Origin of the sequence: Thermus parvatiensis (assembly GCF_001535545.1) — a bacterium.
Classification (GTDB): domain Bacteria; phylum Deinococcota; class Deinococci; order Deinococcales; family Thermaceae; genus Thermus; species Thermus parvatiensis.
In genome coordinates, this window is the sequence record NZ_CP014141.1 from 1,837,937 (window position 1) to 1,849,842 (window position 11,906).

Below are 11,906 nucleotides of genomic sequence, written 5' to 3' on the forward strand. Positions count from 1 at the left end.
AAGACCAGTTTGCCCCCAAGGGGGACGTCGCGTCCAATAAGACCTTCGCTGCGATTGTGATAAGATCTTTTTATCATGGACCCGCGCCGCCTCAAGGCCTTCCTGGTCCTGGCGGAGGAAAAGAGCTTCCACAAGGCCGCAGAGCGCCTTTACCTCTCCCAGTCCGCCCTCACCCAGAGGATTCAGGCCCTGGAGCGGGAGCTCGGGGTGCGCCTTCTGGAAAGGCGCCCCTTCCGCCTGACCCCGGCGGGGGACCTGCTCCGCCGGGAAGGGGCGCGGTTCCTTAAGGAGCTGGAGGCCCTCAAGGAGGCGGTCCGGCGGGCGGGGCAGGAGGCCCTCCGCTTCGGGGTACCGGAGAACCTCCTCCCCGACCTCATGCCCCTCCTGGACCACCTGCGCCGGGGGCTCGGCCAGGCGGTGGAGGTCTTGGAGATGCACACCCCCGAGCAGGTCCGGGCCCTCAAGGAGGGGCGCCTGGACTACGGCCTTGCGGGGCTCAAGGTGGAGGACCCGGAGGTGGCGAAGGAACCCCTCCTCCGGGTGCCCATCGTGGTGGCCCTACCCGAGACCCACCCCCTGGCCCCGAGGGCGCGGGTACCCCTTCGGGCCCTCAAGGAGGAGCCCTTCCTCCTCCTTCCCAAGGACTTCCTCCCCCCCCTCTACGAGGCCTTCATGGAGGTCTTCCGCCGGGCAGGCTTCGCCCCCAAGGTGGTCCGGGAGGTGGCCCGGTTCTCCCAGGCGGTGAGCCTGGTGGCCGCGGGCCTCGGGGTCCACCTCACCCTCGCCCCCTACCGGGTTTACCCCCACCCCGGGGTGGTCCTGAGGCCCCTGGAGGAGGAGGCCGCCCTCGAGGTGGCCCTCATCTACGCCCGGCGCCCGCCCCCGCCCAGGCTGGCGGAGGTGCGCAGGCTTCTCCGCGCCCTCGCCTTGTAGAATGCCCCCATGGACCGCCTCGAGGCCGCCCTTAAGACCCACCCCGGCCTCAAGCGCCCCAAGAACGAGGACGCGGTGGGCGGGGAGGCCACCCCCTGGGGTGGGGTCTACGTGGTGGCCGACGGCATGGGGGGACACCGGACGGGGGAGGTGGCCTCGAGGCTCGCCGTGGAGACCGTCTTGGCGAGGCTTTCCCGGGAGGAACCCCCTTCCCCCAAGGACCTGCTGGAGGCCTTGGAGGAGGCCAACGGGAGGATCTACCAGGAAGCCCAGCGCCCGGAGAACCGGGGAATGGGCACCACCTGCACCGTCCTCGTCCTGGACCTGCCCTACGCCCTGGTGGCCCACGTGGGGGACTCCCGCGCCTACCTGCTCCGGGAGGGGAACCTCCTCCAGCTTACGGAGGACCACTCCTGGGTGGCGGAAAGGGTGCGGCAGGGCCTCCTCTCTCCCGAGGAGGCGAGGACGCACCGTTGGCGCAACGTCATCACCAACGCCCTGGGCTCCTTCCCCCAGGCCCGGGTGGACCTTCTCGGGCTCAAGCTCCGCCCGGGGGATGTCTTCCTCCTCTGCACGGACGGGCTTTCGGGGGTCCTGGAGGAGCGGGCCCTAAAACAGGTGCTGGCCCACTTTCCCCCCGCCGAGGCGGCGGAGCGCCTCGTGGCCCTGGCCAACGAGTGGGGCGGCCCGGACAACATGAGCGTGGCCGTGGTCCGGGTCCCCGAAGCCCTGCCGGAGCGCCCGAGGCCCTACGCCCTCCCCCTGGAGGCCGCCAAGGGGGAACCCGTCCGCCTCCAAGTGGGGGAGGTGCCCGAGGAGCTCACCACCCAAGTCCTGGAACCCGCCCCCAAGGGAAGGCGGGTGGGGTGGCGGGACGCCCTCCTTATCCTCCTCTGGGTGGTGGTGGTGGCCTACATCCTCCTTAACTCCCTACGGACCCCCTAGACCCTGGAGGCGGGGAGCGGGTAGACTCTTCGCAGTATGGAGCGGACCTTCGTCATGATCAAGCCCGACGGCGTGCGCCGGGGCCTCGTGGGGGAGATCCTCGCCCGGTTTGAGCGTAAGGGGTTCCGCATCGCGGCCCTGAAGCTGATGCAGATCAGCCAGGAGCTGGCGGAGCGGCACTACGCCGAACACCGGGAAAAGCCTTTTTTCCCCGGCCTCGTGCGCTTCATCACCTCAGGCCCTGTGGTGGCCATGGTCCTGGAGGGGCCGAACGCGGTGGCCGAGGTGCGCAAGATGATGGGCGCCACCCACCCCAAGGACGCCCTCCCCGGGACCATCCGGGGCGATTTCGCCACCACCATTGACGAGAACGTGATCCACGGCTCCGCCACCCTCGAGGACGCCCAGCGGGAGATCGCCCTCTTCTTCCGTCCCGAGGAGCTCCTTTAACACCCTGCCGGCCCAAGCCAGCAAGGGGCCCCAAAAGCGCCTTCTCTCGCCCGGGTTCAGGTACCCCAAGCGGCGAGGGCGCTTAAGTCTCTTCCTCCGGGGCGGTCAGGCTCACCTGGGCCCTGAGGCGCTCCCAGGGAAAGTCGTCCAGGGGGTAGAAGCGGTCCGCCTGCTGGGCCAGCCGGTGGGAGGAGAGGGCGTGGAAGGTGGTGTTCTCCACCTGCTTGCCCAAATCCTGCACCACCCGCACCACCTCGGCGAAGTCCCCGTCCCCCGAGACCAGCACGGCGATGTCGTAGGCGTTGACGAAGGCGAGGCGGAGCATGTCCACGGCGATCTGGATGTCCACCCCCTTCTCCACGAACCCGTCCGCCCGCCGCTCCAGCCTGCCCAGGCGCACGGCCACGTAGGGCACCCGCTTCAGGTAGTTGAGGAAGCTCTGGTGGGCCTTGGCGGCAGGGTCTTCCGGGGGAAGGGGGGCGTTGTAGTAGTAGGCCCGGAGAAGCTTCCGCCCTGCGGTAAGCAGGGTAATGAACTCCACGAAGTTGAGGCGGTAGTCTGAACCCAGGTGCTGGACCAACCCTTTGTATAGATTAGAGCCGTCGATAAAGATGGCCACCCTTTCCATAACCCGCCCGCTCCTCCCGGGCCCCCTCAGTTTACTCCCCCAGGATGAGGAAAAACATAGCCCGCCGCTCCCCTGAGCGGCGGGGGCGGGATAGGCACCGTTGGCTTAGCCCTTAAGGGCGGGGGCATCCTACCACGACCTTCCCATGAGCGCAAGATGAGGAAAAGAAGCGCCCTCAGGTACGGGACTTTTGCGTCTCAGCGTAGACGTCGCGGAAGACCCCGGGAATGGGGGCGTGGGGCTTGTGGACCCGGACCCGGACCGCCTGAAGGCGGGGGAAGGCCCGCAAAAGCTCCTCCGCCAGGTAGTCCGCCAGGGCTTCAATGAGGTAGAAGCGGCGGTGGCGCACCGCCTCCTCCACCAGGGCGTAGACGGCGGCGTAGTCCACGGTCTCCTCCAGCCTGTCCCCCTTACCTTCAAAGGGCACGGAAAGCCAGAGGTCCACCACGAACCGGGCCCCAAGCCGCCCTTCCTCGGGCATGACCCCGTGGTGCCCGTAGAACTCAAGCCCGAGAAGGGCGATCTCCCCCATACAGCGCCTCCCAAACCCTAAGGGCCTCCCGGTGGGCCCGCACGTCGTGGACCCTGAGGATCCTCGCCCCCTTCATGACGGCGAAAAGGTGGGCGGCCACGGAGCCGTGGACCCTCTGGGCCGGGTCCTCCACCCCGGAAAGCTCCCCGATGGTGCGCTTGCGGGAAAGCCCCACCAAGACCGGGTGGCCCAGGGCCACGATCTCGTCCAGGCGGCGGAGAAGGGCCAGGTTGTGCTCCAAAAGCTTGCCGAAGCCAAACCCCGGGTCCAGAACCACCTGGGGAACCCCCGCTCCAAGGGCCTTCTCCGCCTGGGCCTTAAGGAAGGCCTTAACCTCGGCCACCACGTCCCGGTAGCGGGCGTGGGCCATCATGGTGGCCGGGTCCGGCACGGGCATGTGCATGATCACGGCGGCCACCCCATGGCGGGCGGCCAGGGCCACCATGCGCTCGTCCCGAAGCCCGGTGACGTCGTTCAGGAGGTGGGCCCCCATCTTTAGGGCCTCCTCGGCCACCTCGGGCTTGTGGGTGTCCACGCTCACCGGCACCCCCAAGGAGAGGACCGCCTCGAGGACGGGAAGAAGCCTCCGTTTCTCCTCCTCCACGGGCACAGGTGCCGCCCCAGGGCGGGTGGACTCGGCCCCGAGGTCCAGAATGTCCGCCCCTTCCGCCAGCATCTCCCGGGCCCGCTCAAGGGCCCGCTCCGGGTCCAAGTACCGCCCCCCGTCGGAGAAGGAGTCGGGGGTGAGGTTCAGCACCCCCATGAGCCGCACCCGGTCCAGGTCCAGGGCCCGGTCCCGAAGCCAGAGCGTCCGCACAGGAGGGATTATAGTGGGTCGTAAGGAGGTGCACCCATGAGGCTTCTCGCCGCCGTGGACTTCGGCCTGACCCACGAGAGCGTGGTGGCCACGGCCCGGGCCCTGGCTCCCGCCTTGGGCCTCGAGGCCCAACTGGTCCACGTGATCCCCGACCCCTACTTCCAGGGCCTGGCCCACCGCTTCCCCGACCTCGCCCCCTCCTCCGAGAAGCCCTGGACCGGGTGGAGGCCCGGGTACGGGAGGCCTTGGGGGCCACGGGGCTGAAGGCGCGGGTCCTTAGGGGGCTTCCCGCCTTCGTCGTGGGCGGCGAGGCCGCCCGGGCCAAGCTCGTGGTCCTGGGCCAGACGGGGGACGACCCCCTGGAGCGCCTGGCCCGGGGAGGGCTTGCCCGCTACCTCCTCCACCGGGGAGAGGTCCCCGTCCTCCTCGTCCCCCCGGAAAGGCCCCTCACGGCGGTGAGGCGGATCGGCGTGGGTCTGGACGAAAGCGACGCCAGTCTCGCCGCTTTCCGCCTGGCCCTCAGCTGGAAGGAGGCCCTAGGCGCCGAGGTTTTGGGCCTCCACCTGGTGAGCGGGGAAGGGGGGTGCTGCTACCCCACCTACCTGGACCCCAAAGGCCTCTCCCTCGCCGAGGTCCTGGAGAAGGCCGAGGCCTTCCTAAGGGCGCGCTACACCCCCCTGGACCGGCTTCTCGTCACCAAGGGGGAGGACGAGGCCGACCTCGTGGAGCTCGCCCGCCGGGAAAAGCTGGACCTCCTCGTCCTCGGCTCCAAGGCCAAGCGCACCTGGCGCAGGCGCCTGGGCGGCACGGTGGAGGCGGCCTTGCAGCGGACCGACCTCCCCCTCCTCGTGGTCCCCGAGGCCACGGTCTGGTAGGCTTGGGGCCATGCGCCACGGGCCCTCGTGGTTCCTGCGCCTCTCCGCCTACTGGTTCGCCACCAGCTTCAAGTGGTTCCTGGTCCTCCTCGTCCTCCTCCCGGCCAAGGTGGCGGAGGTCTCCCCCCGGAGGAGAAGGCCTCGAGGCTCGGCTTCCTCTTCGGCCTGGGGGCGGTGATGGCCATCCTGGGGCCGCCCGTGATGGGCTACCTCTCGGACCGCCTGGGCCGGAGGAGGCCCTTTCTCCTTTGGGGGAGCCTCCTCACCGCCTTCGCCCTCCTCCTCCTGGTCCACGCGCCGAGCTACACGGCGCTCCTTTTCGCCTACCTCCTCCTCCAGGTGGCGGACGACCTGGCCACGGGGCCCTATAGCGCCTTGATCCCCGACCTGGTGCCCAAGGGGGAGCGGGGGGCCGCCTCGGGGTACATGGGGGTGCTGCAGGTCTCGGGGCAGGTCCTGGCGGGCGCGGTGGGCTTCCTCCTTCCCCTCGCCCCCCAGGCCTACCTGGCCGCCCTCCTCAACCTCCTAGGGGCGGCCTTAAGCCTCTCCCTCGTCCCCGACCGCCTCCCCAAGGCCAACCCGAGGCCCTTCCTCAAGGCCATGGCCGCCCCGTGGCGGGACCGGGACTTCCTCCTCGTCTACCTCACCCGCTTCCTGGTGATGCTGGGCTTCTACCTGGCGCAGACCTACCTGCAGTACTACCTGGCCGACGTGGTACGAAGCTTCCAGGCCCTGGGGCGGACCCTCACGGAAGCGCCCTTCCAGGCGGTGGCCCTCCTGGGCCTCCTCATCTCCTTGGGGGCCGCCCTCGCCAGCGTCCCCGCGGGGCGGGCCTCGGACCGGCTCGGTCGGAAGCCCCTCATCTACCTCTCGGGGGTAGGGCTTGGCCTCCTCATGCCTTTCTTCCTCCTCTTCCCCCGGTACGACCTTTTGCTCCTTCTCGCCCTCCTCTTCGGCCTTTTCTACGGGGTCTATCTGGCGGTGGACTGGGCCTTGGTGGCGGATGTCCTCAGGGACCCAAAAGCCCACGCCACGGACATGGGCCTCTGGCAAACCGCCATCGTGGTGCCCCAGGTGCTGGCGGGGGCTTTCGGGAGGCCTTTGGACCTCCTGAACGCCCGGGAAGCAGGCCTTGGGTACCTGGTTCTCTTCCTTTTGGCCGGCGGCTTCTTTCTCCTCGGGGCTTTCCTGGTGGCCCCCATCCGCCGGGCCCGCTGAATGTTTTTGCTTCTTACAAAAAAGCCCTTTTTCAAGCGGATTGACACCCCAAAGCCCCCCCGGTAGGATAGGTCCGGTTTTCAGGGGGTAAGGACCATGCGCTTTCTCCTAAGGCTTTCTGGCGCCATAGACGCCCTCACAGAAAGGATCGGGCGGGCTGTGGTCTGGCTGGTGCTCCTCGTGGCCCTACTTTCCGCGGGGAATGCGGTCATGCGCTACGGCTTCAGCTATAGCTCCAACGCCTACCTCGAGGCCCAGTGGTACATGTTCAGCCTTATCTTCTTGCTGGGCGGGTCTTACGCCTTAAAACACAACGCCCACGTGCGCATAGACCTCATCTACGGCCGCTTTAGCCGGCGCACCCAGGCCTGGATTGACGTGGTGGGTACGGTGCTCTTCCTCTTGCCCATGGCCCTAGGGCTCATCTACCTCTCCTGGCCTTGGGCCATGAACTCCCTGAGCATCCGGGAGATGTCCCCGGACGTGGGGGGCCTGCCCCGCTGGCCCATCAAGCTCCTGGTGCCCTTTAGCTTCGGCTTGCTCGCCCTCCAAGGGCTTTCCGAGCTCATCAAGCGGATCGCCTTCTTAACCGGGGCCTTGCCCCACTGGTCCCCCGAGGAAGAGGAGGAGGTGGTCTGATGGATCTCTACGCCCTCATGCCCCCCCTGATGTTTTTGGCCTTGATCCTCTTTCTCTTTTCCGGCTACCCCGTGGCCTTCTCCTTGGGCGCCGTGGGCATGATCTTCGGGTTCTTGGGCATCGCCTTGGACCTCTTCCCCGCAAGCCTCCTTGGGGCCATGCCCGACCGGATCTTTGGGATCATGTCCAACCAGCTCCTCTTGGCCATCCCCTTCTTCACCTTCATGGGCATCATCCTGGAGAAAAGCGGCCTCGCCGAGGACCTCTTGGACACCATGGGCAAGCTCTTCGGGCCCCTTAGGGGCGGGCTCGCCCTGAGCGTGGTCTTCGTGGGGGCCATCCTCGCCGCCACCACGGGGGTCGTGGCCGCGAGCGTCATGGCCATGGGCCTCATCTCTCTGCCCGTCATGCTGAAGTACGGCTACAACCCCCGCTTCGCTAGCGGCGTCATCCTTGGCTCTGCCACCCTGGCCCAGATCATCCCCCCTAGCACAGTGCTGATCGTCCTTGCGGACCAGCTGGGGGTGAGCGTGGGGGACATGTACAAGGCAGCCTTGATCCCCGCGGGGCTCACCGTAGGTTTCTACTTCCTTTACGTGATCTACGTGGCCCTCTTCCGGCCGGCCTGGGCTCCGGCCCTGCCCCCGAGGGCCGTCCGGACGCCGGCAAGGAGGTGCAGGCGGCCTTTGCCCTCCTCTCCTACCTCCTGGTGGGGGTGGGGGCCTACGGGGTGGGCCGCTTCCTGCCCACCTGGGCGGAATGGCTGGAGATCCTGCTGGCCCTTTCCCTCTGGACGCTGGTCCTCCTCCCCTGGATCCGCAAGAACCCCCTTCTTAAGAAGGCCCTCCTTTCCATGGTCCCCCCCTTGGTCCTCATCTTCCTGGTGCTGGGCACGGTGCTGATCGGCCTTGCCACCCCCACGGAGGCTGGGGCCATGGGGGTGGTGGGGGCCCTGGCCCTGGCCGCCCTGAACCGCCGCCTCAGCTTCCCCGTCCTCTACGGGGCCATGGAGGGCACGGCCAAGCTCACCGCCTTTGTCATCTTCATCCTCATTGGCTCCACCCTCTTCAGCCTGGTCTTCCGCGGGGTGGACGGGGACCTCTGGGTGGAGGGGTTCCTCACGGGGCTTCCCGGAGGGGAGGTGGGCTACATCCTCTTCGTGATGGTTTTGGTCTTCCTCCTGGGCTGCTTCATCGACTTCTTTGAGATCGCCTTCATCGCCCTGCCCCTCCTGGCGATCGGCGCCGACGCCTTGGGCATAGACAAGCTCTGGTTTGGCCTACTGGTGGGGGTGAACCTCCAGACCTCCTTCCTCACCCCGCCCTTCGGCTTTGCCCTCTTCTACCTAAGGAACGTAGCCCCCAAGGAGGTCAAAACGGCGGACATCTACCTGGGGGGCATCCCCTTCATCGGGCTACAGCTCCTGGTTCTCCTCCTCACCTACCTCCTGCGCGACCCCATCTTGGCCCTCGTACGAGGCTACTAAAGGAAATCCCCGGGGCTTCCCGGGGGGGAATAGGTTTTGCCTCCCTTAGGAGGCGGGGAAGGCGAACTGCTCGTAGCCGAGCTCCGCCACCCCGAACCAACGGTACTGCTCCTCCCGGAACTTCTTCCAGGCAGTGTAGACCTTCCGGTAAGTGGCGTCCTTAGCCGCCTCCTCCTCGTACCAGTCAAAGGCTGCCTTCTGGGCCGCCTTCATCACGTCGGTGGGCCATTTGCGCAGGCGCACCCCCGCCCTGATGAGCCGCTGGAGGGCAGGGGGGTTCACCTGGTCGTACTTGGCCAGCATGGACAGGTTGGCCTCGGCGGCGGCCACCTCAAAGGCTTGCTGGTACTCCTTAGGCAGCTTCCGCCACTCTTGAAGGTTCACGTAGAAGGAAAGCTGGGGCCCGGGCTCGTGCCAGCCAGGGTAGTAGTAGTACTTGGCCACCTTGTAGAAGCCGAGCTTTTCGTCGTCGTAGGGTCCCACCCAGTCCGTAGCGTCAATGGTGCCCCGCTCCAAAGCCGGGTAGATGTCCCCACCCGCCAGCACTTGGGGCACCACCCCAAGCCGGCTCATCACCTGGCCGCCAGGGCCGGGAATACGCATTCTGAGCCCCTTGAGGTCCGCCACACTCTTGATCTCCTTGCGAAACCAGCCCCCCATCTGGGCCCCGGTGTTGCCGCCGGGGAACTGGATGATGTTGAAATCGGCGAAGATGGGGCGGAAGAGCTCAATCCCGCCCCCGTGGTACATCCAGGCGTTCTGCTGCCTGGCGGTGAGGCCGAAGGGCACGCTGGTGTCAAAGGCCAGGACCTGGGCCTTGCCCACGAAGTAGTAGCTCGCCGTGTGCCCCGCCTCCACCGTGCCCTGCTGCACGGCGTCCATGACCTGAAGGCCGGGGACGATCTCCCCCGCCTGGTAGACCCGGATCTGGAACCTTCCCCCAGTGAGCGCCCGGACCCTTTCCGCCAGGACCTCCGCCGCCCCGTAGATGGTGTCCAGGCTCTTGGGGAAGCTGCTGGCCAGGCGCCACCGGATGGTGGGTTGCGCCTGGGCAAACACCGGGCCGAAGGCCGCGCTCGCCGCCACGCCGATGCCTGCCCGCTTCAAAAAGTCACGCCGCTTCATTTTTATTTACCTCCCCTAAGGGTTTCCGCCGGGATCATACCCCAAACGCCACGTTCGGTCAAGCCCCTAGGGGGCTTGCCTTGCAAAGGTCAGGAGGACGGGTGTATATCTCTCTCCTGATGGGCAAGCGAGGCTTCCTTCGCAGGGAGGCAAGCCCCAAGGAGGTCTTGGAACACTGCCTGCGCCTGGCCCGGGAGGTGGCCCCTCCCACCCCCAAAGGCAAGCGGGGCCGCCCCTGGCGCTACAGCCACGCCCTTTACCTGGCCCTCCTTCTCTTCCGCGCCTTCTTCCACCTCACCTACCGCGAGACGGAGGCCTCACTCCAGGACCTGATGGAAGGCCCCTTCCCTTCCCACCAGTCCCTGGCCCGCTACGCCCTCAAGCACCTGGACCCCAAACTCCTTGAGGCCCTCCTGGAGAGGCTTTCCCGGGAACTGGAGGCCCATCTCGCCCCGGAGTCCTCGCCGGAAGGCGAAGCGGCTTCGGACGAGGCGCCGGCACACCTGGCGGCGCTTTCCCCCCCTCTACCTCATGGACACCACGGGGCTGGCCTACCGGAGCAAGGACCGGCTTCTCCGCTTTCGTCGGGGGAAGGAGGTGCGGCGGGTGCGGGGGCACGCGCGGCTTCTGGCCCTGATGCGGTGGGATAGGGAGAGGCGGCTCTTATGGCCCTGGGGTGGAGTGGTGGGGGAGGGCTACGCCCCGGACCCCCGGCTTGGGGGGGAGGTGCTGAGGCGGTTTCCTCCTTCCCGGGGGTGGCTTTTGGCGGACGCGGGGTTTGACGGGAAGGAGGTGTGGGGGGTTTTGGGGGAGGCGGGGGTGCGGCCGGTGATCCGGCTTCGGGGCGGGGGCGAGGCCAGGGAGGAGGCGCGGGTGCGGGCGCGGGAGGGGTGGGACCCCGAGGTGTACCGGTTTCGCGGGGTGGTGGAGGGGGTGTTTGGGGGGATGAAGACGCGGCTGGGTGGGGGGTACCTTTGGGAGCGGAAGCCTTGGACGGCCATGGCGCGGGCGCTTTTGGAGCTCATCGCCTACGGCCTTAGGGTTCTTCTCTCCCTTCTCCCGCCCCCTCCGGGGTACAAGGCAATTTACTAGGCAAGCCCAGCCCCTAGCGGACGTAAAAGTAGGTCTCGGCCACGTCGTAGGCCCTCGCCCCCGAGGCCTCCACGTAGAGGCGGAGCCGCGCGTCCCAGTCGGTGTAGCGGCCCTCGAGGCGGACCCGGCCTGAGGGGGGGCTTTGGGTGTAGACCGCCCGCACCCGGTGGAGGCCGCGAGGCGGGGTAAGGGTGTAGCGGTAGGGCCCAGGAGGCAGGACGTGGGTGCCCCGAGAAAGGTGGAAGCGGTCCAGCTCGTAGGTGTAGCCGTCCGGATCCTGCACCACCAGGCTCACCCAGCCCGGGCGGTCCAAGGTGAGGAAGAAGCGCACCTCCTCCCCCACGAAGTAGGTGGCCCCCCGCCCCCGGTCGGGCTCAAAGCGCAGGATCGCCCCGCCGAAGTCCACCCGGTAGGTCACGGAAAGGCCCTCCGGGTAAAGGGTCAGGGTGCAGGCGGAAAGGAAGGCCGCAAGGGCCAGAAGGAGAAACCGCATACCGCTCACCTCTTACCCAAAGTCTAGGCCAAAAAGGGCCTAAGGGGCTTCAGGAAACCTTAAGGGGGCCTGGGCCACGGGGGGCGAAGCGCTTCCTGTGGACGGGGGAGGGTCCGAGGGCGAGGAGGGCCTCTTGGTGCTCCGGGGTGCCGTAGCCCTTGTGCCGGGCGAAGCCGTAGCCCGGATAAAGGCGGTCAAGCTCGGCCATGAGGCCATCCCGGTGGACCTTGGCCAGGATGCTGGCGGCGGCCACCGTGGGGCTATGCTCGTCGGCCTTGGGGGGAGCGAGGAGGGGGAGGGAGGTGGGAAGAACCAGGTAGTCGGTGACCAGGGCCTGAGGGAGTAGGCTAAGCCCCTTCAAAGCCCGCTTGGCGGCGAGGAGGGTGGCCTTGAGGACGCCAAGCCGGTCCACCTCCTCCACCCCCGCCACCCCTAAGGCAAAGGCCAAGGCCACCCGGCGCACTTCCTCAGCGAGCCGCTCCCGCTCCTTGGGGGAAAGCTTTTTGGAGTCGCGGAAGGGGTAGCGCCCCGGGGGGAGGATCACCGCCCCCACCACGATGGGCCCGGCCCAGGCCCCCCTCCCCGCCTCGTCCAGACCGGCCACGAGGAGGCCTTTTCGCCAAAAGGGGGCTTCCAAGGGCCCTTCGGCCATGGAGCCATCTTATACGCTTAG

General features: G+C 67.7%; 11 protein-coding genes and 4 pseudogenes. 8 read left to right on the plus strand and 7 right to left on the minus strand.

Translation table 11 applies throughout. The annotated features are described in order from the left end of the window. The first annotated feature begins 75 nt into the window (after positions 1-75). From AV541_RS10015 to ndk, 3 genes are read left to right on the plus strand one after another with little or no spacing between them, the layout of a single operon-like run. On the plus strand, positions 76-933 hold the full coding sequence (locus tag AV541_RS10015; RefSeq protein WP_060384794.1) for a LysR family transcriptional regulator: 858 nt from the start codon (positions 76-78) through the stop codon (positions 931-933). Positions 934-942: 9 nt separating this feature from the next. Then, complete coding sequence (locus AV541_RS10020; protein WP_014628966.1) at positions 943-1,878, plus strand: PP2C family protein-serine/threonine phosphatase; 936 nt, start codon at positions 943-945, stop codon at positions 1,876-1,878. 36 nt (positions 1,879-1,914) lie between these two features. Next, on the plus strand, positions 1,915-2,328 hold the full coding sequence (gene ndk, locus AV541_RS10025) for a nucleoside-diphosphate kinase (protein WP_014628967.1): 414 nt from the start codon (positions 1,915-1,917) through the stop codon (positions 2,326-2,328). Between the two features lie 82 nt (positions 2,329-2,410). Here ndk and AV541_RS10030 read toward each other — a convergent pair whose 3' ends face one another. The 3 genes from AV541_RS10030 to folP all read right to left on the minus strand — a co-directional run bounded on the left by AV541_RS10030 (position 2,411) and on the right by folP (position 4,305). Beyond that, on the minus strand, positions 2,411-2,956 hold the full coding sequence (locus AV541_RS10030) for a LabA-like NYN domain-containing protein (RefSeq protein WP_060384795.1): 546 nt from the start codon (positions 2,954-2,956) through the stop codon (positions 2,411-2,413). Positions 2,957-3,131: 175 nt separating this feature from the next. Next, positions 3,132-3,488, minus strand: a complete 357-nt coding sequence (gene folB, locus AV541_RS10035; RefSeq protein WP_060384796.1) for a dihydroneopterin aldolase — start codon at positions 3,486-3,488, stop codon at positions 3,132-3,134. Further along, positions 3,460-4,305 carry a dihydropteroate synthase gene (folP, locus tag AV541_RS10040; protein WP_082709679.1) on the minus strand — a complete coding sequence of 282 codons (846 nt, stop codon included), beginning with the start codon at positions 4,303-4,305 and terminating at the stop codon, positions 3,460-3,462. Before folP ends, folB begins: the two co-directional genes overlap by 29 nt. A 36-nt stretch (positions 4,306-4,341) precedes the next feature. On the opposite strand from folP, the pseudogene AV541_RS10045 reads away from it, so the two are divergent. The 4 genes and pseudogenes from AV541_RS10045 to AV541_RS10060 all read left to right on the plus strand — a co-directional run bounded on the left by AV541_RS10045 (position 4,342) and on the right by AV541_RS10060 (position 8,523). Further along, a pseudogene (locus tag AV541_RS10045) lies at positions 4,342-5,180 on the plus strand (universal stress protein). 10 nt (positions 5,181-5,190) lie between these two features. Further along, positions 5,191-6,398, plus strand: a pseudogene (locus AV541_RS10050) (MFS transporter). Between the two features lie 96 nt (positions 6,399-6,494). Continuing rightward, positions 6,495-7,037 (plus strand): TRAP transporter small permease subunit, encoded by a 543-nt coding sequence (locus AV541_RS10055; RefSeq protein ID WP_008630782.1) that lies wholly within the window; start codon positions 6,495-6,497, stop codon positions 7,035-7,037. Further along, positions 7,037-8,523, plus strand: a pseudogene (locus tag AV541_RS10060) (TRAP transporter large permease). Before AV541_RS10055 ends, AV541_RS10060 begins: the two are co-directional and overlap by 1 nt. Before the next feature lie 45 nt (positions 8,524-8,568). On the opposite strand, the gene AV541_RS10065 reads toward AV541_RS10060, so the two are convergent. After that, the gene (locus AV541_RS10065) at positions 8,569-9,648 is read right to left on the minus strand and encodes a TRAP transporter substrate-binding protein (RefSeq protein WP_060384797.1); all 1,080 of its coding nucleotides are present in this window, start codon (positions 9,646-9,648) and stop codon (positions 8,569-8,571) included. A gap of 317 nt (positions 9,649-9,965) precedes the next feature. After that, on the minus strand, positions 9,966-10,151 hold the full coding sequence (locus AV541_RS12750; protein ID WP_223966770.1) for a hypothetical protein: 186 nt from the start codon (positions 10,149-10,151) through the stop codon (positions 9,966-9,968). Here AV541_RS12750 and AV541_RS10075 point away from each other — a divergent pair. Next, positions 10,093-10,740: a transposase gene (locus AV541_RS10075; RefSeq protein ID WP_224065233.1), complete on the plus strand. Its 648-nt coding sequence runs from the start codon at positions 10,093-10,095 to the stop codon at positions 10,738-10,740. The genes AV541_RS12750 and AV541_RS10075 overlap by 59 nt on opposite strands. A 13-nt stretch (positions 10,741-10,753) precedes the next feature. Here the strand turns inward: AV541_RS10075 and AV541_RS10080 are convergent, their stop codons facing one another. Beyond that, a complete protein-coding gene (locus AV541_RS10080) occupies positions 10,754-11,233 on the minus strand; it encodes a DUF4384 domain-containing protein (protein WP_008630592.1) in 480 nt (159 codons plus the stop codon). 39 nt (positions 11,234-11,272) lie between these two features. Next, positions 11,273-11,885 (minus strand): annotated as a pseudogene (locus tag AV541_RS10085) (ribonuclease HII). Between the last annotated feature and the right edge of the window lie 21 nt (positions 11,886-11,906).

Coding starts and splice junctions, on each gene's coding strand:
- AV541_RS10015 (WP_060384794.1), top strand. CDS start 76: ATGGACCCGCGCCGCCTCAAGGCCTTCCTGGTCCTGGCGGAGGAAAAG.
- AV541_RS10020 (WP_014628966.1), top strand. CDS start 943: ATGGACCGCCTCGAGGCCGCCCTTAAGACCCACCCCGGCCTCAAGCGC.
- ndk (WP_014628967.1), top strand. CDS start 1,915: ATGGAGCGGACCTTCGTCATGATCAAGCCCGACGGCGTGCGCCGGGGC.
- AV541_RS10030 (WP_060384795.1), bottom strand. CDS start 2,956: ATGGAAAGGGTGGCCATCTTTATCGACGGCTCTAATCTATACAAAGGG.
- folB (WP_060384796.1), bottom strand. CDS start 3,488: ATGGGGGAGATCGCCCTTCTCGGGCTTGAGTTCTACGGGCACCACGGG.
- AV541_RS10055 (WP_008630782.1), top strand. CDS start 6,495: ATGCGCTTTCTCCTAAGGCTTTCTGGCGCCATAGACGCCCTCACAGAA.
- AV541_RS10065 (WP_060384797.1), bottom strand. CDS start 9,648: ATGAAGCGGCGTGACTTTTTGAAGCGGGCAGGCATCGGCGTGGCGGCG.
- AV541_RS10080 (WP_008630592.1), bottom strand. CDS start 11,233: ATGCGGTTTCTCCTTCTGGCCCTTGCGGCCTTCCTTTCCGCCTGCACC.